The sequence below is a fragment of the Mesorhizobium sp. BR1-1-3 genome (assembly GCF_020165455.1).
GTDB classification, from domain to species: Bacteria; Pseudomonadota; Alphaproteobacteria; order Rhizobiales; family Rhizobiaceae; genus Mesorhizobium; species Mesorhizobium ciceri.
Map to the genome: position 1 here is coordinate 134238 of NZ_JAIUIC010000017.1, position 21383 is coordinate 155620.

Consider the following 21383-nt stretch of genomic DNA (forward strand, 5'->3'; position numbering starts at 1 on the left):
TGGTAACTCGCGGAAGAACTGGGCGTTCCGACTAATTTTACACTCTTTGCGACGCGGGAGACATCAAGGCGTTATCGTCCACCCGCTCCAGGCGCACGAAAGCCGTCAGCGGCAGGTGGTCGGAGGCAACGCGTGAAAGCGGCGTGTCATGCGCGTCGATGGCGGCAATCATGCCATGCCGGTTGGCCATGATCCGGTCGAGCGCCAGCAGCGGCAGGTTCGACGGGAAGGTGGGGACCGCCGGCGGCTGCGGGCCGAACGTCGCATGCAGCGTGTTGAGAGCGGAGCGGTTGCCAAGCCGCCATTCGTTGAGGTCGCCGAGCAGCAGGGTCGGTCTTTCGTCCGGGCTGTTCATCAGGTCGAGCACGACGCGCGCCTGCTGGGAGCGGGAGCGGCGCAGCAGGCCAAGATGGGCGGCGATGATGCGCAGCGTCCGGCTTCCATCGAGGTCGATCTCCGCCACCACCGCGCCGCGCGGCTCCAGCCCCGGAAGCTTGATCTGGTGCACGTCGCGAACGACGCCCTTCTTGAACAGCAAGACGTTGCCATGCCAGCCATGGCCCTTGCCGGTGGCGGAAATCGGCACCGGAACCAGGCCGGTTTCCCGTTCGAGCCGGGGCAGGTCGAGAAGACCATCACGGTCGCCGAAGCGGTTGTCGGCTTCCTGCAGGGCAATGACATCCGGATCGATTTCGCGGATGACGCGGATGGTCCGGTCCGGATCGAACTTCCTGTCGACGCCGATGCATTTGTGGACATTGTAGGAGGCAACCAGCGTGCCGGTGGTGGCTGTCGTCTTGAGTGCGGCGGCGTTAGCTTTCTGCATCCGGCGGTCACGAAGGGACAGAAGCATGCTTGCCGGGAGGCTGCGTCCAATTCTGTGCATCTGTGCTGCTCGTTCTCGCTGGCTTCAATTCAGAAGCCGGATAAAGTCAAAATAGGCAATTTCGGCGTATGTTCCATGACAGACGAGTTCCTCAAGCGCACCTCCGCCTTAGAGATAGGGTGAACCGAGCCACAATGCCCGGTCGAACAGCCTGATAAGGAACGGCCGGGCGCGCAATGCTTCCAGCGTTACCGGCACGGCGGAGGCAATCGCCGACCCGATCCGCGCCTCGATCTCGCTGGCAAAGCCGGCATCGAGCACCTCCAAGTCGATCTCGAAATTGAGCCGCAGCGATCGGGCGTCAAGATTGGAAGATCCGACATAGGCCCACACGCCGTCGATCGAAAGCAGCTTCGAATGGTCGAATGGTCCCTCGGTTCGCCAGACACGGCAATAGTGTTTGAGCACCTGATCGAACTGCGCCATCATCGCGCGATCGACGAGGAAGAGATTGTTCACCGCCGGCACCACGATGTCTATCTCGACCCCGCGCCTGCCGGCGGTGATCAGGGCGCTGATCAGTTCCCGATCCGGCAGGAAATAGGGCGACATCACGCGTATGGACTTGCGGGCGACCGAGAACGCACCGATCAGCAGCTTGTGGTTGGTCTCGTTGCTGGCATCCGGGCCGGAAGCGACTGCCCGCACCATCATCGGTGCGCCTGGCGATGGCGACAGCGGGGCAATGCGCCAGGCGTCGCCCTTCAGCGCCTCGTTGGTGGCGAAGCGCCAGTCTTCGGCGGCGACCGAAAAGAGGTCGGCGACGATCGGGCCGGTCACCCGGAAATGTGTGTCCCTGGCGCTGTTGGAGCCGGCGAATTCGGCGGAGAAGCCTTTTCGGATGTTCATGCCGCCGGTGAAGGCGGCGATGCCGTCCACCACCAGGATCTTCCGGTGGGTCCTCAGATTGGCGTAGGGCAGGCGCAGGCCCATGACGATGTTGCCGTTGAAGACGTCGGCGGGGATGTTGGCCTCGCGCAAATGCCCCAGGATGCTCGGCACCGAGTAGCGGGCGCCGACGGCATCGATCAGCACGCGGACGGTGACGCCGCGCCGGACGGCGCCGGCCAGCGCCTCGACGAAGAGCAGGCCGACGGCGTCATTGTCGAAAATATAGGTCTCGAGCAGGACGCTGCGCTCGGCGCCGTCGATCGCCGCGCACATGGCGGCATAGGCCTCGTCGCCGGTCTCCAGCACATCGATTGCGTTTCCAGGGTTGAGCGCGCGCCGCGCCACCCTGTCGCCGAGTGTCCGCAAGCCCGTGAACCGTTGCCCGTATCGCTCGACGATCAGGGCCTCTTCGACAGCGACGTCGCGCTCATGCTTGGCGGACACCACGCCGTCGGCAAACGGGCGCTGGGCGGTGATCGTGGCACGGCGGATGCGATTGATGCCGGCGACGGCGTAGATCAGCACGCCGAGGATCGGGGACAGCACCATCACCCCGACCCAGCCGGTGGCGGCGCGCACATCTTCCTTGGTCATGACGGCATGGACGATGCCGACCGTCGCCATCGCCACGGAGATGATCGCCAGAATTTGCGGCCAGTGAGTCGCCAGGGTCGCCAACATGCCGAGACTATCCAGCGAGCGGTTGCAGAAGGCAATGCGGCCGGTCCTGCCGCGCATTCGCCGGATGGTGGCATGCGGCCCTGGCCGAAGGTTTCGACCAGCCGCAGAGATTGATGGGTAGAAGCTTCCCGACGGACCCTGTTCAGAAGGACAAACCTGACCTAGCGGAAGCATAGAGCCTGGCATCATCCTGTTCTGCTCAGAGCCTCCGAAGCCTCTTATGCTTTGGTGCGACCTCTATTGTATATCAGGATGAATGAACTTAATGATATGAACACTTTGATTGATGGCGAGGGGGGCGCCTAACGATGAAATTCAACTTCGATGAACCTCCCGGCGATGACATAGTTGCCGACACGTCGGCAGAATGCCAACGCCAATTGCTGCCTCTCGTCCGCGAGATCGTCCAGGCGGCCGTCGCTGCCGGATGGAGCGAGGAGGACGTTCTTCTGGGGTTTGTCGAACTTGCATGGGATTTGTATGAGAATCGTCGCGACGATCTGCAATGACCGGTGGCCAATCTGGTAGCTCTGCATTGCTGGCGGTGTCGCGGCTTTTGCGTCGGCAGCTTTTCGCGATAGGAATTTTTTCTTGACACGGTGATCTCAGCTAAGGTATATATTCGTGCATGGTGCTGATTTGCGCCAGTGACCCGCCGAGCAGGCGGGTTTTTCGTTTGATGCTCCGTCAGCCAATGCGCCGAAGGGTCCAAAGGGACCTGTTGACCCGTAGTCGCGACCTAAAGGCCTGGGTTCCTCGCCCCGAGGGGCTTTTATCCCGAACAAAATTTTTTGTTTGCGTACGGATGTTATTCACTATCCGAGGCATGTGCGTTACGTTGGATCCGGGTCGGGCAAAGGGGGATTTCAGGCGGCAGACAAGCGGCTGAGGCCAGGCAATGGAAAATACGGACGATGCTCGGGAAAGCGGCAATTCCCAGGGCGTCAATCGAGAACGGACAGCTCGATATGTCCTGGACATAATTCCTGAAAGCGCAGGCCCCTGGAGGCCCACCGCGGCACGGAGTGTCATAGACTCCGCCCGCGATCCCGTCTCGCAGACATTCCCGGCCAAAGAGCATTCCACTGGAATTGCGCTGCGGCCCGCACGCCGATCGAGAGCCTTGCTCGGCAGCGACCGGATCACGCGGTGCGATACGCCGACCGGATGTCGCGTCGTCAATCCGGCGGGTGTGGACAGCAAGCCGGCCTGGTCCCTGACCCGGGAGAACGCCGTCGTTTCCATCGCTCCCGAAGCGCTGGCGCAATTGGCCGCGCATGAATTCGATCTCGCCGAACTCGATCCGCCTGCTTTCGGCACGGTCGACCCGGCCGATCTGCTGCGCACCCACCCAGGCCGCAACAGGCGCCTTGCGGCGTTTTCCAAAATACATCTTGCTGCAAATCCGCCCCAAGCTCCGCAGGAATCGTCTGGAATGTCATGCAGTCCGCGCGTTGTACGCCGTCCGGCCGGAACGCTCTCATGAATGGGGTTGGCGATGCCGGTCGGCTTCGATCAATCACGAATTGTTTTTCAGGGGAACGCGGAAGGAAGCCTAGGGTTGAACCTCATCCGGGACGAATCAGGAGGCCAAGAAATGCCGGGTGAGGATGGTGTCCCCGGACCGGTTTCCGGACCCAATTCGCGACAACCGACGCTCAACGCAAAAGGCGGGCTTTCCGTCCGCGCCGCGAGCCGCGTGCGGCAATTCCTGGACGAGAACTTTACGCGCAAGCTGGCGCTTGCCGAGATGGCCGCGGTTTGCGGTCTTTCACCCTATCATTTTGTGCGGGCTTTCTCGAGGACGTTCGGGATGCCGCCGCATCAGTACGTGCTCGGTCTGCGGCTGGATTTCGCTGAAAGGTTGCTTGCCGACAGCGGCATGACGATCGCCGACATCGCTCACTCCAGCGGATTTTCGAGCCAGAGCCATTTTACCACCGTGATGAAGAAATACCGGCAGATGACGCCGCTGCAGGCGCGGATGGGAAAGCTTAGCGCCAAGTTTAGATGAGACGGCGCTTAGGGAGTTGCTTGATTACTTATTTCTAAAGCATTGGCAGGGGTAACGAGCCGTTAACCTATGCCGGTTTGCTCGCCTCTTTTCTCACAAGACAGCAATCGTGAAATACCGCACGCTGGAATCATGTCTTCCTGCGATGGAGCGGAATTGTCAGACATTTCGTGCCGGCCAGCGGAGAGGGACCATGACCGACAACCAGATTTCGAACGGCCAGATTTCGAGCGGTTCGTTTGTTCGGCGTCGCACGGCGCATTTCGCGGGGCAGTGGATCGCGGGGGCCGATCATGGTTCGCGCTCGGTTCGCCGCCGCCTGATGGCCGTGCTGCGCATGGCGCATCGTGCGCTTGGTATGGGGCGCAAGCGTCTGGGGCTGGGAACGCTGGGGGTCGGCGGCAGCGTGCGTTCGGCCTTGGCCTCCTCCGTCAGCCTGGCGAGCATCGTCGGCGGCCTGGCGGCGATCCCCGCGCTCAGCCTCGCCACGCCGGCCCAGGCACAATACCAGGCCGGCGGCGGGTCCGCGACAGGCGGCAACGCCGTCGCCATCGGTAACGGTGCCACGACGAATGGCAATAACGCCGTAGCGTTGGGCACCTCCAACAGTGCAACGGGCGACGCTTCGATCGCCATCGGCTATTCGATGAGTGTCAATGGCCTCAACGCCATCGGCATAGGTGTCTTTGCAAGCGCGACCGGCATTAACGCGCTCGCTGTGGGCGGAAACGCCCATGCTAACGCCGGCGGGGCAAGCGCCTTTGGCGTCAACAGCACCGCAAATGGGGCGAACGCGACTGCCATCGGCTCCACGGCTACTGCTGGCGCCGCCGCGACGGCCGTTGGCGTATCGAGCCAAGCGACCGGCGGCAATTCCGTCGCTGTCGGCAGCGTGAGCCAGGCTTCGGGGAACAGTTCGACCGCCCTCGGCACGGGAACCGTCGCCAACAGCTTTGGTACCGCGGTTGGATCGACCAGCCAAGCAACCGGCGGCAACGCGACCGCAATGGGAGCGGGTAGTAACGCAAGCGGCGGCAATTCGATAGCGCTGGGAGTGGTCAGCCAGGCAACCGGCGGCAATTCTCTCGCCGCCGGGAACGGCGCCAACGCCAGCGGAGTCTCGGGCGTCGCCGTCGGCAACGCTGCTAAGGCGACCGGCAACAGCTCAACGGCACTCGGGGTGCAAGCGCTGGCGATCGGCGACAGCACGGTTGCTGTCGGTCAGGGCGCCGGCGCCGGGTCAACCACCGGAAATGCCAGCTCGGTCGCGGTGGGCGTCGCGGCAGGCACGCTCGTCAGCGGCGGACAGAATACCGCTGTCGGCGGCGGCGTCCCAAGCGTCTTGAGAGGCGCCGGCTCCGGCGTCACGGGGCAGCGCAATGTCGCCCTCGGCACTGGTGACGGCGCCGTTGCCTATGACGCAACGCTCTCCGCCTCCGCGGGCAATCTGGTCACCGGCAACGACAACATCGCGATCGGAACCAATGCCGGTATTGGTGTCGCCGCCAGCAACACCGCGTCGATCGGCCACAACGCTCAAGCCAGCCAGACCAACGCCGCCGCCATTGGCACGGGATCCATCGCCAGCGGCGTGAATTCCATCTATCTGGGCGCACGCTCCGCTGCCGGAACGGGGGCTCTCGCTCAGAGCGCGATCGCTATCGGCGTGGACGTGACGGCAAACGTGGCTGATGCCACGGCGATCGGCCGTACAAGCGTGGCATCGGCCCAGTTCGCCGTCGCAATCGGGGTAAATTCCCGTGCGACGGGGATAAGCTCGTCAACACTCGGCCCCAACGCACTCGCCTCAGGCAATTTCGCATTGGCTTTCGGCAATGCCGCTCTGTCGAGTGGAATCGGCTCGGTCGCGATTGGGTCGGGTGCCCAGGGCACGGATGTTGGCGCCGTGGCGCTCGGCAATGGCTCCCGTGCGACCCTCGCGCGCGCAACGGCGCTGGGCGTTAGCGCATCGGCGAGTGGCGCGAGCGCGCTGGCGATGGGCGATACCGCGAACGCGAGTGCCCAGAACGCGATCGCCGCCGGAACGAACGCGGTCGCAAACTCCGCCGATGCCGTCGCCATCGGCACCAGGGCGAATGCAAGCGGCGGCAAGGCTGTCGCCATCGGCGCCGACAATGTTGCCTATGGCGACGGCGCCGTCTCCATCGGCGATCCCAGCTATGCCAGCGGTACCGGCGCCTTCACCGGCGGCGCCAACAACATCGCCAACAGCGACGGCACGGCAACCGCCACCGCGGCCAATATGGCCAACGGCGCCGTCGCCATCGGCAACAGCAACAAGGCGATCGGGCAAGGCTCGGTGGCGCTGGGCAACGGCTCGACGGCGGGCGCAGCCGGCCTCGCCGGGAACGTCGCACTGGGCGATGGCGCGACAGCGGCGGCAAGCTCCGGCGATGTCGCGCTCGGTTCGGGCTCGGTCACCACCACGGCGGTCGGCACGGCCAGCGGTGTGGTCAACGGAACGACCTACGCCTTCCAGGGCACCAATCCGACCTCGACGGTCAGCATCGGTGCACCCGGCGCCGAACGCACCATCACCAACGTCGCTGCTGGGCGGATCAGTTCAACATCGACCGACGCGATCAATGGCTCGCAGCTCGCCGCCACCAACCAGGCGGTGGACGCCATCGGCGCCGTCGTCAACAATCTCAACGTCGGCGGCGGCATCAAATATTTCCACGCCAACTCGACGGCGGCGGACTCCTCGGCCATTGGTACGGACTCGGTCGCCATCGGACCCGTCGCGACCGCGACGGGGACGAACGCCATCGCGGCCGGCGTCAATTCGAGCGCCTCCGACGCCAACGCCTCGGCCATCGGCAGTGGCGCCGTCGCGTCGGCGCTCGACGCAACGGCACTGGGGTACATCTCCAAGGCCTCGGGCCAATACAGCACCGCCATTGGCGCCAACGCCACCGCCACAGCCACGTCCAGCACGGCGATCGGCCAGAACTCGCTTGCGGCTGGCGTTCAGGCGACTGCTGTTGGTGTAGGCGCCAATGCCGTCGCCCAGAACGCGCTCGCGCTGGGCGCCGGCTCTGCTGCTGGCAATGCGGGCGACGTGGCGCTCGGCTCAGGCAGTGTCACCGACGTCGCCGTCGGCACGCCCAGCACCGTGATCAATGGCACCACCTACGCCTTCCAGGGCACCAACCCGACCTCGACGGTCAGCGTCGGCGCGGTCGGCGCCGAACGCACCATCACCAACGTCGCCGCCGGACGGATCAGTTCGACGTCGACCGATGCCATCAACGGTTCGCAGCTCGCCGCCACCAACCAGGCCGTCGACGCCATCGGCACCACGCTCAGCACCATCGGCGGTTCCGTCACCAATCTCGGCAACACGTTCAACAACATCGCCGGCGACACCTCGACGGCCTATACCGATGCCAATGGCATAGGCATCCGCTACGCCCGCACCAACGAGGCCGGGCTGGCGCAGACCGATTCCTTCGCCCAAGGCGTCGGGTCCACAGCGGTCGGCTACAATGCGACCGCGACCGGCGTCAGCGCGCTGTCGCTCGGCCGCGACAGCAAGGCCAGCATCGACGGCAGCGTGGCGCTGGGCTCGGGTTCGATCTCCGATCGCGCGATCGCTCCGGCCACCGGCCAGATCGCGGCCGGTCCGTCCAACTTCATCCAGTACAACACGAGCGACAAGACGCTGCTCGGCGCCGTTTCGGTCGGCGATGTCAACTCCTACCGGCAGATCACCAACGTGGCCGACGGCACGCAGGACCAGGACGCAGTGACGGTGCGCCAGCTCGCCGGCGCCATCGCTGCCGTATCGGTTACCTCGACGAAATACTTCCACGCCAATTCGGCGGCGGGCGACTCGCTCGCGGTCGGCGCGGAATCGGTCGCGGTCGGCCCGACGACTGTCGTCAACGGCGACAATGGCATCGGCATCGGCAATGGCGCCATCGTCGACCTGACAGCACCCGGCGGAACGGCCATCGGCCAGAACGCCCATGTGTTGCTGGCCGACGGCCTGGCGCTCGGCACCAATTCGCTGGCGTCCGGGGTCCAGTCGGTGGCGCTCGGCGCCGGCGCCCAGAGCACCTTCATCAACAGCGTGGCGCTCGGTGCGCAATCCATCACCACGGTCGGCGCGCAGGCCGGCTACACGGCCTTCGCGCTCGCCGGTCCGCAGACCTCGGTCGGCGAGGTGTCGATCGGCGCCGCCGGGGCCGAACGCAAGCTGACCAATGTCGCAGCGGGTTCGGCCGATACCGACGGCGTCAACGTCTCGCAGTTGCGCGGCGTGACGAAAAACGTCACCGACCTGTTCGGCGGCGTTACCACGATCAATCCCGACGGCTCGATCACCGGCCCGACCTACACTATCCAGGGCAACAACTACTCGACCGTCTATGACGGCCTGACGGCCGTCGACAATGCCCTGACCACCATCAGCAATGGCGGCGGCATCAAATACTTCCACGCCAATTCGACGCTGGCCGACAGCATCGCCGGCGGCACCAACGCGGTGGCGATCGGGCCGGAAAGCGTGGCGAGCGGCGCCGAGAGCGTGGCTGCGGGCCATGGCTCGACGGCTACCGGGGCGGGCGCCGTCGCGCTCGGCCAGGGTGCGCAGGCCAACAACGCCAACGATGTGGCGCTCGGCTCCGGCTCGGTGACGCAGACAGCCGTCGGCACCTCCAGCACCGTAATCGGCGGCAAGACCTACACCTTCGCCGGAACGACTCCGACCGGAACCGTCAGCGTCGGCGATGCCGGCGCCGAGCGGACGATCACCAATGTCGCCGCCGGGCGCGTCGATGCCGGCAGCACGGATGCGATCAACGGCTCGCAGCTCTACGCCACCAACACGGCGATCGAGGATTTGAAAGCCGGCGTCGGAAACCTCACCCAGAACGCGGTGACCTATGACGCCCCGGGCGGCGTCAAGTCGAACACCATCACGCTGCAGGGTGGCGACGTCAACGCGCCGGTCGTCATCTCCAATGTCGGCCCCGGCGTCAAAGGGACCGATGCGGTCAATGTCGACCAGATGAACCAGGGCCTGACCGCCGGCAAGAGCTATACGGACAACCGCGTGGCTTACGCTATCGATACGTCCAACGACTACACCGACAAGGTAGCCGCCACGACCCTGCAGCAGGCCAACGACTATACCGACCAGAAGCTCGGTCAGCTCAATTCGGACATCAACGGCATCCGCGACGAGGCCAGGCAGGCGGCCGCGATAGGTCTCGCCGCCGCCTCGCTGCGCTACGACGACCGGCCCGGAAAGCTGAGCGTCGCGGCGGGTGGCGGCCTCTGGCGCGACGCAGGCGCATTCGCCTTCGGTGCGGGCTACACCAGCGAGGACGGCCGCATCCGCGGCAACCTGTCGGGCACGGCAGCGGGTGGGCATGTCGGCGTCGGCGCCGGCATCAGCTTCACCTTGAACTGAGGCAGGGATGAAAGGACTTGTTGCCCTGACCTGCCTGGCGCTTTGCGGCGGCCTCGTGCCTGCCGCCGGGCAGGTTGCGTCGACCTACAGGATCAAGCCTTCGGACGTGGTGCTCCCGCCCGAGGTGAAGCTCGGAGACTACCAGCGCACCATACGCCCATTCGACAACTGGACGCTGATCTGCGACGAGAACCTCAAAGCCCGCAAGAAGGTCTGCAACGTCTCGCAGATCATCGAGGACGCGTCCGGCAAGATGGCCTTCAGCTGGTCGCTTGCCGCCACCCAGGACGGCAAGCCGTACATGATCCTGCGCACCGCCCCGAACGCCAGGAGCGATGGCCTTGTGTCCGTGAAATTCGATGGACAGAAGCAGCCGATCGACGTGCAGCTGAACGGCTGCAACGAAATGGTCTGTGTCGGCATGTTGCCGGTCGGCCCCGTCATGCGCCGGCAGATATCGCAGAACGCGACGCCGGCGATCTCCTACTCGACGGTCGATGGGCAGACGATCACCGTTACCGCAACGCTCAAGGGGCTGTCAGACGCCCTTTCACCACTCAAATAACCGAGGCGCCACCATGAGCCAGCAGGACCAGTTCACGTCCGCCAAACGCACTCCGAGCGTCGAGGCGGATCGGCAGAGGCGGGCCGAGCCCCCAAGGCGCTGGCCACGCGCGGCCGGATATTCACTGCTGGGATTGGTCGTGGCGGGGCTTGGCTTCGCCGCCGGGAATTACGCCGCGGTCGCCAATCTGGTCGGCGGCGCGACGGCCGCACCTGCAGCAACAGCGGCGGCCCCCGTGCTTCCGGACACGCCCTTCCTCGAGCATGTCAAGCAGGCCGGTGTGCAGGCCTGCTCGACCGTCTATCCAGTGCTCGGACAGATCCTGACGACCGGCACGAAATACAGCGTCAAATCCCTGTGGAACGACCAGGCCGCCGACAAGCACGCCATCCAGGCCTTTGTCGGCATGGACTATGCGTCGGAACGCTATAGCGGCCCGGCCGCCGGCATCGTCTTCGCATCGCCCACCGCCACGGGTTGCGAAGGGGCGATGGTGCGGGTGGCGCCATTCGCCAGCCCGTGCGCCGACATCCCATCCATCCTGCCGCAGGGCAGCAAGATCACCGACCATCTCGGGCAGGTCGAGGTCTACGAGCTCGGCGGCAATGCCGGTGAAGCGCTTCTCCTGCCGACGGGCAAAAGCTGTGTGGTGATCTCCCTTGCTTCGGCGGCGAAGTAGGACGCGAAGCGAGTGAGGTCAAGGAAAGGATGCCGACCATGAGATTGCAGGCTTTGGCAGTTTTGGGCTTGACCTTTTTGTGGAGCGGACAAGTCGTCTCAGCCGACCTTGTGGCCCCATCGGAACCGCAACAGGAGGAAAAAGGCATATGGGCGGCCATTGCCTATTCGCAGGCCGATAGCAAATACGGCTTCTTCTGGGGCGCCGACAAGCGGCAGGAAGCGAAGGACATCGCACAGAAATATTGCGAGAACGCAGGCGGAAAGGCCTGCAACGTCGTCACCGTCTTCCGCAACCATCGCCATTGGAATGATGACGACGAGACCGGCTTTCCCTACAAGCACTGCGGTGCGCTTGCCGTGGCAGACAAAGTGGAGAACCGTTTCACGCCCTGGGGCGTGAACTCGGCCGAGACCCGTCGGGAAGCGGAGGATCTCGCTTTGCAGGCCTGCGAGGCGACGGGAGAGAAATGCAAGATCCGCGAATGGGTCTGCACATGAAGCTTGGCCCGAAGGCCGTCTCCGCATGTGGAGCAATTCTATTCTCATTGATGTCGCCGGCGTCTGCCCAGCAACAGGTGGCGGCTGTCCCGGATGGACCCTCATCGCTGCGTGAGGTCTATCAGGACTGGAGCGTGACCTGTTCGGTACGGGAAAAGGCGAGAGTGTGCTCGCTTGCGCAAGACCAGGTCCAGCAGAACGGGCAGAGGCTTCTTGCCATGGAGATCGCGGCACGCCCGGACGGTTCGACGACGGCTACCCTGCTTCTGCCCTTCGGCATCCTCCTTGATCCGGGCGTGACGCTGCAGATCGACGATCAACCGCCGCTGTCCCCGCAGCGCTTCAGGACCTGCCTGCCGACGGGTTGCGTCTCCGTCTTTACGGTCGATCGGCCGACGCTTGGAAAGCTGAGGGGAGGCTCGGTGCTGAAGCTCAATGTCACGACGGACGCCGAGACCCCGCTGAGCTTCCCTGTGTCGCTTCGCGGCCTGACCGCGGCGCTCGACCGCATGGTGGCGTTGAGCGCAAATTAGGGTGCGCGCTGACCAGCTTTTGGCCGCAGTGAGCCACATGAAACGTACGCCGGCCGCCGCGATGGAGTATTTTTGGACGCGGCATCCGAAGGGGCGTGCCTGAAAAGGGCTCAACTTCAGGTTGGATCATCGACAGCCGCTATCCGAACCGGCCATGATTCTGGCCATACCGCCCACTGGCCTGCCGTTTTTTGTGCTTTCCCACTGAATGCGGCGTCCGGATACAACCGCAGCGAGCCGACGTTATGTGCTATTTTTGCTACATCTCGCAGCCTTGTTGCCCAAAAAAGCTATTTAGCGATCTCTAAATCAATAATCGCTCACATATTTCGTGAATCTGTGAATAATCCACCGACGGGCAGGCCTTGGCTTGGTTAGCGCTCTGAAAAGGACGCTGGGGAAACGTTAGGGTGGGATTAATGAATACGACAAACATGTCGACTATAGGCAGGCGCCTTGGTCTTTTGATGGCGGCCACCATGCTGACCTGCGGCAGCGCTCACGCGCTCACGCTCAAGGAGGCGATGGCTGTCGCGGTGGAGTCCAATCCCGAGATTGGACAGGCGATCGAAAATCGCGAAGCCATCGAGTTCGAGTTGCGGCAGGCCAAGGGCCTTTATCTTCCCAGTGTCGATGTCGAGGCATCGGCTGGCGTTCGCCGGCTCGACAATCCGTCCCGGCGCTCTCTTTCCATCGAAGGCGATGCGCTCTATCCGGCTGAAACGGATCTTACCGTTTCGCAGACGCTTTATGACAGCGGCGGAAGGCGGGCCGAATTGAACCGTCAGGCATCGCGCGTCGACGGCGCTTCGTTCCGCGTTCTGGAACGGTCCGAATTCATCGGGTTGTCCGTTGTCCAGGACTATCTGGAATACATGCTGCAGGCCTCGATCGTTGCCGAAGCGAAGAAAAATCTCGGCTTCCACCAGGCAATTCTCGGCGACATCCGGCAAGGCATCTCGGGCGGCGCGCTGAACGAGGCCGACCGGCAACAGGCCGAGGAACGGCTGTTCGCCGCCAAGGCGCGCATGCAGGAGGCGACCGAGGAACTGGAAGCGGCCAAGATCCGCTTCTTCAAAACCGTCGGAAAGCCACTGACCAGCCCTTCGAGGCCCGGCGATGTCTCGGCCGCACTCCCGCGCTCGCTCGACGACGCGATAGGGTTGGCGCGGGAAAGCAATCCGCGCGTACACATGGCCAACAGCGACATCGACGCGGCGGCCTCCCTCGTGGACGCTGCGCGGGCAAAATTTGGCCCCTCCATCATCGCTGAAGGTCGGGCCCGGGCAGGAACCGACATTGACGGCGACGATGGCGACACCACCGACCTGCAGGCGCGCGTGGTCCTGCGCTGGAACCTCTACCGCGGTGGCATCGACAAGGCCAACGAGCAGGAGCAGATCCGCCGCACCAGTGAACAGCGTCTCGCGCTGCATCAGGTCCAGCGCGAAATCGAGGAAGCCGTTCGCACCTCATGGGATCGCCGTTTCCGGCAAGCCGATCTGGCAAAGACCCTGAGGCAACAAGCCGCTGCCAATGAGAAGCTGGTTGCTTCCTATCGCGAGCAGTTCAAGGTCGGACAGCGTTCGCTGCTCGACGTGCTCGACGCGCAGAATACACGGTTCAACACGGCAACGCTGGCGGATACCGCGTCCTACGCATCGCTGTTTGCCCAGTACCGGCTCCTGGCCGCGACCGGACAGTTGCTGAAAACGATGAATCTCGAGCCGGCAAAGCAAGCGACGGCCTATGCACGCACCGAGTTCGCAGCACCGGAAACCGCGGACACAGAAACCTATGCGCGGACGCCATCGGAGCAGAAGAACGACCTGCCATTCGATATTCTCGCTCCGGTGAGGAAGAAATAGGACAGCACAAGGTCCAGCGAGCGTCCTGACGGGCAGATCGTGAACCAGCAACCCAACATCCTCTCCCCGAAGGAGGCGTTCAAGGCCTGCTTCTCGGCCGTTGCCGGATATCTCGGCAGGCCGAGCGCGGAGACCGTGCTGTTTGCCGGCGTGCCGCTCTCGGACACGCGAATTGCGGCCGACGACATCAGGCACCTTGCCGAACGCATCGGCCTGGAAGTCACCGAGTTCAATCATCGCGATTTTCTCAGGGGGCGTATCGACCTGCCGGCCATCGTCTTTCGCGTCAGCCAATTGCCCGTCGCCCTGCTCGCTCTAGGCGAAGGCGATGCGTATATCACCGCGCCCCAGGAAGACGGCCGCACCACGATCGGCCGGTCGGAACTGGCCGCCAGCTACATCAGCGGCGGCGCTTCCTTTTCGATCACCTATGCCAATGCCGCCGAGACCATGTCGGTCGGCTCGGCGGCCAGGATCGAGCGAAGACATTGGCTTACGGGGACGATGGGCGCTTTCTGGCGCACCTACTCGAAAGTCGTCCTGGCGGCGGTGTTCATCAATCTGCTGGCCATAGCCTCGCCGATCTTCACCATGAACGTCTACGACAGGATCCTGCCGAACAAGGCGATATCGACACTGTGGGTGCTGGCTCTCGGCATCGGTGCGGTCATCCTGTTCGACCTGCTTTTGAAGACGGCCAGGGCTTCCCTCATCGACTATGCCGGGCGCAAGGCGGATCTGCGGATATCCTATCTGCTGTTCGAAAAAGTGCTGAACTCGTCGCTTTCGGCGCGCCCCGGCTCGACCGGTGAATACGCAAACAGGGTCACGCAATATGAGTTCGTCAGGGAGTTCTTCACCTCCAACACCATAAGCGTGTTCATCGACACGGCATTCGTCTTCGTCTTTCTCCTTGTGATCTATGCAATAGGCGGCTGGCTGGTGATCATACCGGCGCTGGCCTTCGTGATGTCCGTCATCGTCGGCCTGGTCACCCAGCGCCGCATCGGCAAGCGCGTCGCAGCCTCGATGAACGAAGCATCGCAGCGCCAGGCCCTGCTGGTCGAATCCATCTCGACGCTGGAGACCATCAAGTCGCTGCGCGCCGAGGCGTATCTGCTGCGGAAATGGGGCGAGCACTCCAAGAACGCCGCCAACACGTCCGAGAAGATCAAGCAGCTTTCGGCGGCAGCGGGCAACATCACCCAGTCCATACAGCAGCTGGTGACCGTCGCCCTGGTCGTGGCCGGCGCCTATGCCTTCTCAGAAGGGCATGTTTCGACAGGAGCAATCATAGGAACGGTGATGCTGGCGAGCAGGGCCGTGGCGCCGCTCGGCCAGATCGCCATAACGTTGTCCCGGTTCCGCCAGGCCATGCTCTCGCTGAGGATGGTGAATTCGATCATGGCTCAACCGGAAGACCGGCCCGACACGGTGGGCTTCGTCAACCGCCCCATCCGCAAGGGCGCGATGGTGTTCAGGAATGTCGGGTTTGTCTATCCAGGCTCGGAAAACGAAGTTTTGACCGGCCTGAATTTCTCGGTCAAGCCGGGTGAGCGGATCGGCATCATCGGCCGCATAGGATCGGGAAAGACGACGATGGGTCGGCTGGTCGGCCGGCTCTTCCTGCCGACTTCCGGTGAGTTGCTGCTGGATGGGATCGACATTCGCCAGTATCACCCGTCCGAGGTTCGCGCCGCGGTCGGCATCGTTGCGCAGGCCGGCGACCTGTTCTCGGGCACCATCAAGGAAAACCTCCTGATGGCATGCCCCGAGGCTACAGACGAACAGATCATCGAAGCGGCAAAGGCTGCCGGCGTCGACGATTTCGTTTCACGCCACCCGCGCGGCTACGACATGAATGTCGGCGAGCGCGGCACCAATCTTTCGGGCGGCCAAAGGCAGACGGTGGCGATCGCGCGCCTGCTGCTGACCAAACCGAAAATCGTCTTTCTGGACGAGCCGTCGGGCTCGATGGATCTTGCTTCCGAACGCCAGTTGATCAAGCAGCTCAAAGTCGCCTTTGACCGCGACACGACGCTGATCGTCTCCACACATCGGTTCAGCATGCTTGAACTGGCCGACCGCCTGATCGTTATCGAACAGGGCAAAATCGTTGCCGACGGACCGAAGGACCAAGTCATACAGGCGTTGCAGAAAACAAGCGCCTGACAAAACAATTATTGCTGCATCCAATGCGTTGGGGCGTGGGAAATGCTTGCCAGGGAAGATCGGCCGCCGCTGTTTGCGTCGGCGTCTATATTCATCATCGGAGCGCTCTTCGTCGTTTTTGTCGCCTGGGCGTCCTTTGCCGAAGTCGATGAGATCGCACGCGGCGACGGCAAGGTCATACCTGCTTCCAAGACCCAGATCATCCAGGCGAGCGAGGCCGGTGTGGTTCAGGAAATCGCCGTGACGATCGGCCAGGTCGTCAAGAAGAACGATCTCATCATCCGCCTGGACAACACGCTCAACACGTCCAGCCTTGGCGAGCAGCAGGCCAAGGCGCGCGCGCTGGAAGTGCGCATAGCAAGGCTGAAATACGAACAGGCCGGCAATCTCTCGGGCCCATTTCCGTGCCCGCAGGACATCCAGTCGGTCGCTCCGCAAATCTGCGACAATGAACAGAAGCTGCTCATCGCCCGGCGCGGGAACTTCGACAACAAGCTGTCCGTGCTCAAGTCACGCCTCGATCAGCGCGAGAAGGAACTTGCCGAGGCGGAGGCCAATTCCGATCGTCTTACCAAGAACCTGGCGGTCAGCGACCAGGAGGCAAAACTGGTCGATGCGATGGTCAAGAAAGGCCTGATGGCAAGGACCGAGCAGCTCCGGGTAGAGCGCGAGCAGACCGAACTCAACGGCCAGCTGAACCTTGCCGGCGAAACGATAAAGAAGATCAAATCGTCGATCACGGAAGCTCAGCTTCAGGTCGAGGAACTCGGCCTGCAATTGCAGCAGGAGGCGCTGGACGACCTTACCCAGGCGCTGGCGGACCTTTCGGTGGTGGATGAGACCATAAGGGGAGCCACCGACAAGGTCGCGCGCACCGATATCCGGTCTCCCGTGGACGGCATCGTCAACACGCTGGAGTTGAACACGGTCGGCGCCTTCGTCCAGCCTGGCGCCGTCGTGGCCGGCATCGTGCCAACCTCCGAAACGTTGCTGGTGGAGGCACGGGTCTCGCCGCGGGATGTCGCCTTCATCCGGCCCGACCAGGAAGCCCTTATCAAGGTCACCGCCTATGACTTCTCGATCTTCGGCGGCATCGAGGGCAAGGTCTCCAACATCACAGCCGACAGCCTGGTCGATCAGAAAACGGGGGAGCCTTATTATCAGGTGCGCGTGGCGACGGACAAATCGACCCTTCAAAGAGACGGCAAGGCCTATTCGATCATCCCCGGAATGATCTGCTCGGTCGACATCAAGACCGGGCGCAAGACGATCCTGCACTACCTCCTGAAGCCGATCAACAAAGCGCGCGAGGAGGCGATGAGTGAGCGGTAGCGCCAGCCCTCATCATTCCGATCGCGAGCGGCTGCTTGCGCCAGTCGCTGCCGAGGATTTCGGGCTGGAGTTTCGGGTCGTGGCGCGAGGCGGCATACGGCGCGGCATTCGTCTGGAGCGGGCATTCTGGATGTCGCTGAAGCAGATGGCCGAAAGCAGGAAGTGCACGATCGGCATGCTCATCGACGAGATCGCCGAAAGCCAGGCCCAGACAGGCAATCTGACATCCGCGATCCGGGTGGCCTGCATGCGTGGGTTGGGGGACGAAAACCTGACCTTGCGAAGGCTTGCATCGATCAACACCATCAACGCCATACTGGTCGCGTGCCCGTCTCCGGCCTTTGCCCTGGCTTCGTCGAAGAAGATCCTGTCGTTCAACGCGCCGTTCCAGCAACTGGTCAAACGCCAATTGCCGATCGCCCCAAGCGATGACGCACGGCACGACCTCAAGCTGGCGCTGGACCTCAATGTGGCCGACATCTTCACGCGGCTCGACGCCAATGGCGAATCGCCGGTGGCCACCGGTTTTGTCATCGGCGCGGGTGACCGTCGATACCGGGGGCAATTGAATGCGGTGCGGGCTCCGGTGCTCGAGCCGGAACTGCTGATGGCGTTCGTCTTCGGCGGCTGAATGCCCGCCAGTCCTTGGCGAGAACCTATGGCTTGGACTGGCCGAAACCCTATGGCTGAAAACCTTCGCCGGGTGCGACGGTTGCGAAACCGCCCTTGATGTCGGCCATCTGGGCGCCGCCCGGTCTTGAACCGTGGATCCAGGCCCGGTCCGTGCTGAACGAATAGAGCGGGACGTAATCCGGGAGATCGCTGTCACGCATAACGGTGTTGCTGAGGCTGTCGAGAATGAAGGTGCCGCTGCCTGTGCTCACCGACAGCACTGCGTGAAAGAAGCCTCTCTTGCGATCCTGGAGGACGACAAGCGCCATGCTTTGCGTCGGAATGCCGGCCCTCAGCAGGGCCGTCATCTTGAGGATGGCAAAATCCTCGCAATCGCCGGCTCGCCGCTCGAGAATCTCCGAAGGCTTCGCCCAATAGTCGAGCTTGCCGTAGACGACGCTGTCTTTCCTGTAGGCGATCAGGCGATTGACGCTGCTGTTGACGAAGGACAGCTTCTCGCTGAATCCCTTGCCTTGAGCGGCAGCGATCATGCCGGCAAAAGCCGTGCTCTTGTGCTCGCAGGGGCTGCCTGCCGAGCAGGCGGTGATTGCCCGGTAGACAGGCGCCCAGCGTGCCGCGACGGGAAAATTGCGCATGGACAAGGCAACCGATCCGAAGACCCCTGGAATAATCGACGCGGTCTGCACCGGATCTATTCCGGCGTCATCTCGCGCCGTTGACGAGCCGTCCCCGCGGCCGACATCCGGGCCATGGCTGCCGGTGACCATGCCGATCCGGTAAGCGTCCGCAGGCTGCCAGGGCTGGGGCCTCGTCAGTGAAACACCGCCGAGACAGGGCGGCGTCTGGACCTTCTCCTGGGGCCTGCCGGGTGCGGGGATATCGCTGGCGAATGACGGCCCCGCCAGGCCGACAAGCCCGATTGCCAGCAGGAGCATCTGGAGCCCGGTTTTCCCCGGAACCGATTTTTGCTTTTTCATAACGCCCACCTTTGACTGTGGACGCTACCAATCTTGTCTCAAATTATTGGAAAGGAAGGTGGATAAATATCCAGCAACTGTCTTCATCCCTTTTATATAAAATTTTATTCAATTTTATACTTTGATTTACCAAAAAATCTCGGCCAGTCCTCCGTCAGGGAAGCCTCCGGAAGCCAGCATATATCAGGTTATATTGTCGCGGTTTACCACGTGTAAAAAATGCCGAGCAATGCATATCATAATATATGAAATAGATTAGGGGGCAGTTGCAAAGTAGAAATGGCCGCTGTCTCTATCCGGTAAATATCGGAGGGGTTTCAGCCATGACGAACAATATCGAGTTGGACAGCTTTTCGGGTTCCTTGAACGAGCATTCCGCGTCCAGTGAACACGGCGATCAGGCATCGCCGGCGGAGATCCGGGTCGCACAGGCAAATTCGACGCAGCAGGCCGCACCGGCAGCGTCCGAACCGGTGCCGGTCGATGTCGGCGGCGGAGCGCCCGTCAAGCCGGAAGCCCCCGCGGAAGCGAAGACGCTGCCGGCAGCTGCGCCGCACGAATATGTAGCCGACGCCAGCCACGTGGTAAGGCTTCCTGCCAACGCTTCCATCGACAACATCAAGGTGGACGGCCAAAACCTTGTGCTCGAGCAGGCCGACGGCTCGGTGATCGTGATCAAGGATGGCGCCCTGAACGTGCCGACCTTCATCATCGGCGACGTCGAGGTGCCGCGCGTTGCCTTGCTGGCGGCGCTGGAAGCCAGCCATGTCGATGTCGCCTTCGGCGCCGACGGTTCCATCTCGGCCGGCCCCGGCGGTTCGAATTCAAGCGCAGGCGGTGATTTCTCGGTTCCCCCCGGCGGCATCGGCGACGGGTTCGACCTGTCGGCATTGCTGCCGCCGACGGATTTGCAGTTTGGTCGCTTGGAGGCGCGTGAGCTGTTCCCGAGCCTTCGACCTGACTCCACGCCGTCGATTCTCGACCTGACGCCTGCGGTCGATGGCGGCGACACCATCGTGTACGAAAAGGGCCTGACCTCGGCCCCTGACACCAGCGAGACCGGCACCGGCGCGTTCACCGTCACCTCGGCTGACGGCATCGGTAAGCTCACCATCGCCGGCCAGGATATTTCGGGCGCCGCCCTTGCCGACAGCGCGGCAAATCCGGTCAGCATCACCACGCCGTTCGGCAACACGCTGACCATCAACGGCTACGACGCCAGCACCGGCCAGGTGAGCTACATCTACACGCTGGTCCATAATGAGCCCCATCCCGGCGCGGGCACCGATTCCATCTTCGAAAACCTGACGGTGACGGTCACCGACACCGACGGCGACGTGTCCCTTCCAGGCACGCTTTCGGTCCAGATCATCGACGACGTGCCGACGGCACATGCCGACACCGACGGTGTGGCGGCCAACCAGTTCACGGCCGAGGTCGGCAATGTGCTGACGGCGGTGGGCACCACTTCGCCGGTGACCGGCGTCGACGTCAAGGGCGCCGATGGCGCGGCGGTGGTTGGCGTCCAGGCCGGCACCGTCAATGCCGACCTCGACAGCACGGGCACGCTCGGCACTGCGATCCAGGGCACCTACGGCAAGCTGACGCTGGCCGCGGACGGCACCTACTCCTATGTGCGCGACGCCGGCACGGCCGGCGGCCACGATGACGTCTTCACCTACACCATCAAGGACGGCGACGGCGACCTGTCGCACACCACGCTGACCATCTCGATCGGCAACTCCACGCCGACCGACAGCATCCCGGCACCGGGCGGCGTGACGACGACGGTCTATGAAGCGGGCCTGGCGGCACGCGGTAGCGAGTCTCAGGGCTCGGACGCAGCGGCGCCCTCGGAGACGACTTCGGGCACCATCGGCTTCACATCGCCAGACGGCCTGACGACGGTGTCGCTCGGCGGCCATGCGCTGACCGGTGCGGCCCAGACCTTCAGCGATGCCACCGGCTCACTGACGGCAAGCTATGTCTACAATGCCACCACCGGCGCCGGCACGATCAACTATTCCTACACGCTGCTCGACAACACGTCGGGCAACAGCACCAACGCCAGCTTCGCGGTCGTCGTCACCGACGCCGACGGCGACAGCGCGCCGGCCGGCAACCTGGTCATCAACATCATCGACGACGTGCCGACGGCACATGCCGACACCGACGGTGTGGCGGCCAACCAGTTCACGGCCGAGGTCGGCAA

16 protein-coding genes are annotated in these 21383 nt (G+C 63.3%); 13 read left to right on the forward strand and 3 right to left on the reverse strand.

The genetic code is table 11. The annotated features are described in order from the left end of the window. Window positions 1-37: 37 nt before the first annotated feature. The gene (locus LB559_RS29530; protein WP_013529834.1) at window positions 38-886 is read right to left on the reverse strand and encodes an endonuclease/exonuclease/phosphatase family protein; all 849 of its coding nucleotides are present in this window, start codon (window positions 884-886) and stop codon (window positions 38-40) included. Between the two features lie 108 nt (window positions 887-994). Continuing rightward, window positions 995-2458, reverse strand: a complete 1464-nt coding sequence (locus LB559_RS29535; RefSeq protein WP_063173789.1) for a phospholipase D-like domain-containing protein — start codon at window positions 2456-2458, stop codon at window positions 995-997. A gap of 308 nt (window positions 2459-2766) precedes the next feature. Here LB559_RS29535 and LB559_RS29540 point away from each other — a divergent pair, with 308 nt between their 5' ends. From LB559_RS29540 to LB559_RS29595, 12 genes are all read left to right on the forward strand, one after another. Next, complete coding sequence (locus tag LB559_RS29540; protein WP_082826544.1) at window positions 2767-2967, forward strand: hypothetical protein; 201 nt, start codon at window positions 2767-2769, stop codon at window positions 2965-2967. Window positions 2968-3581: 614 nt separating this feature from the next. Next, window positions 3582-3944: a hypothetical protein gene (locus LB559_RS29545; protein ID WP_224675621.1), complete on the forward strand. Its 363-nt coding sequence runs from the start codon at window positions 3582-3584 to the stop codon at window positions 3942-3944. Window positions 3945-3956: 12 nt separating this feature from the next. Next, complete coding sequence (locus LB559_RS29550; protein WP_064995671.1) at window positions 3957-4472, forward strand: helix-turn-helix transcriptional regulator; 516 nt, start codon at window positions 3957-3959, stop codon at window positions 4470-4472. Between the two features lie 193 nt (window positions 4473-4665). After that, the gene (locus LB559_RS29555) at window positions 4666-9912 is read left to right on the forward strand and encodes a beta strand repeat-containing protein (RefSeq protein ID WP_224675622.1); all 5247 of its coding nucleotides are present in this window, start codon (window positions 4666-4668) and stop codon (window positions 9910-9912) included. Between the two features lie 7 nt (window positions 9913-9919). Continuing rightward, window positions 9920-10477 carry an invasion associated locus B family protein gene (locus LB559_RS29560; RefSeq protein ID WP_013529840.1) on the forward strand — a complete coding sequence of 186 codons (558 nt, stop codon included), beginning with the start codon at window positions 9920-9922 and terminating at the stop codon, window positions 10475-10477. A 13-nt stretch (window positions 10478-10490) separates the two neighbouring features. Beyond that, a complete protein-coding gene (locus tag LB559_RS29565) occupies window positions 10491-11156 on the forward strand; it encodes a hypothetical protein (protein ID WP_013529841.1) in 666 nt (221 codons plus the stop codon). A 38-nt stretch (window positions 11157-11194) separates the two neighbouring features. Next, window positions 11195-11656 carry a DUF4189 domain-containing protein gene (locus tag LB559_RS29570; RefSeq protein WP_063173787.1) on the forward strand — a complete coding sequence of 154 codons (462 nt, stop codon included), beginning with the start codon at window positions 11195-11197 and terminating at the stop codon, window positions 11654-11656. Next, window positions 11641-12189, forward strand: coding sequence for an invasion associated locus B family protein (locus tag LB559_RS29575; RefSeq protein ID WP_027161456.1), 549 nt, complete (start codon window positions 11641-11643; stop codon window positions 12187-12189). The genes LB559_RS29570 and LB559_RS29575 overlap by 16 nt, the downstream gene beginning before the upstream one ends. Window positions 12190-12608: 419 nt before the next feature. Further along, on the forward strand, window positions 12609-14057 hold the full coding sequence (locus tag LB559_RS29580) for a TolC family protein (RefSeq protein ID WP_013529844.1): 1449 nt from the start codon (window positions 12609-12611) through the stop codon (window positions 14055-14057). A 39-nt stretch (window positions 14058-14096) separates the two neighbouring features. Beyond that, entirely contained in the window at window positions 14097-16229 is a 2133-nt protein-coding gene (locus LB559_RS29585) for a type I secretion system permease/ATPase (RefSeq protein ID WP_013529845.1), read from the forward strand. A gap of 42 nt (window positions 16230-16271) precedes the next feature. Then, entirely contained in the window at window positions 16272-17561 is a 1290-nt protein-coding gene (locus LB559_RS29590) for an HlyD family type I secretion periplasmic adaptor subunit (protein WP_063168901.1), read from the forward strand. Continuing rightward, window positions 17551-18192, forward strand: coding sequence for a ribbon-helix-helix domain-containing protein (locus LB559_RS29595; protein ID WP_024502654.1), 642 nt, complete (start codon window positions 17551-17553; stop codon window positions 18190-18192). Before LB559_RS29590 ends, LB559_RS29595 begins: the two co-directional genes overlap by 11 nt. Before the next feature lie 49 nt (window positions 18193-18241). Here LB559_RS29595 and LB559_RS29600 read toward each other — a convergent pair whose 3' ends face one another. After that, entirely contained in the window at window positions 18242-19171 is a 930-nt protein-coding gene (locus LB559_RS29600) for a transglutaminase-like cysteine peptidase (RefSeq protein ID WP_224675623.1), read from the reverse strand. A 323-nt stretch (window positions 19172-19494) separates the two neighbouring features. Between LB559_RS29600 and LB559_RS29605 the strand changes: the two genes are divergently transcribed. Then, window positions 19495-21383, forward strand: a 1889-nt coding sequence (locus LB559_RS29605; protein ID WP_224675624.1) for a hypothetical protein, incomplete at its 3' end; no start/stop codon positions are given.

Bases quoted from the DNA above. Each gene is read 5' to 3' on its own strand.
- LB559_RS29530 (WP_013529834.1), bottom strand. From the start codon at position 886: ATGCACAGAATTGGACGCAGCCTCCCGGCAAGCATGCTTCTGTCCCTT.
- LB559_RS29535 (WP_063173789.1), bottom strand. From the start codon at position 2,458: ATGTTGGCGACCCTGGCGACTCACTGGCCGCAAATTCTGGCGATCATC.
- LB559_RS29540 (WP_082826544.1), top strand. From the start codon at position 2,767: ATGAAATTCAACTTCGATGAACCTCCCGGCGATGACATAGTTGCCGAC.
- LB559_RS29550 (WP_064995671.1), top strand. From the start codon at position 3,957: ATGCCGGTCGGCTTCGATCAATCACGAATTGTTTTTCAGGGGAACGCG.
- LB559_RS29555 (WP_224675622.1), top strand. From the start codon at position 4,666: ATGACCGACAACCAGATTTCGAACGGCCAGATTTCGAGCGGTTCGTTT.
- LB559_RS29560 (WP_013529840.1), top strand. From the start codon at position 9,920: ATGAAAGGACTTGTTGCCCTGACCTGCCTGGCGCTTTGCGGCGGCCTC.
- LB559_RS29565 (WP_013529841.1), top strand. From the start codon at position 10,491: ATGAGCCAGCAGGACCAGTTCACGTCCGCCAAACGCACTCCGAGCGTC.
- LB559_RS29570 (WP_063173787.1), top strand. From the start codon at position 11,195: ATGAGATTGCAGGCTTTGGCAGTTTTGGGCTTGACCTTTTTGTGGAGC.
- LB559_RS29575 (WP_027161456.1), top strand. From the start codon at position 11,641: ATGGGTCTGCACATGAAGCTTGGCCCGAAGGCCGTCTCCGCATGTGGA.
- LB559_RS29580 (WP_013529844.1), top strand. From the start codon at position 12,609: ATGAATACGACAAACATGTCGACTATAGGCAGGCGCCTTGGTCTTTTG.
- LB559_RS29590 (WP_063168901.1), top strand. From the start codon at position 16,272: ATGCTTGCCAGGGAAGATCGGCCGCCGCTGTTTGCGTCGGCGTCTATA.
- LB559_RS29600 (WP_224675623.1), bottom strand. From the start codon at position 19,171: ATGAAAAAGCAAAAATCGGTTCCGGGGAAAACCGGGCTCCAGATGCTC.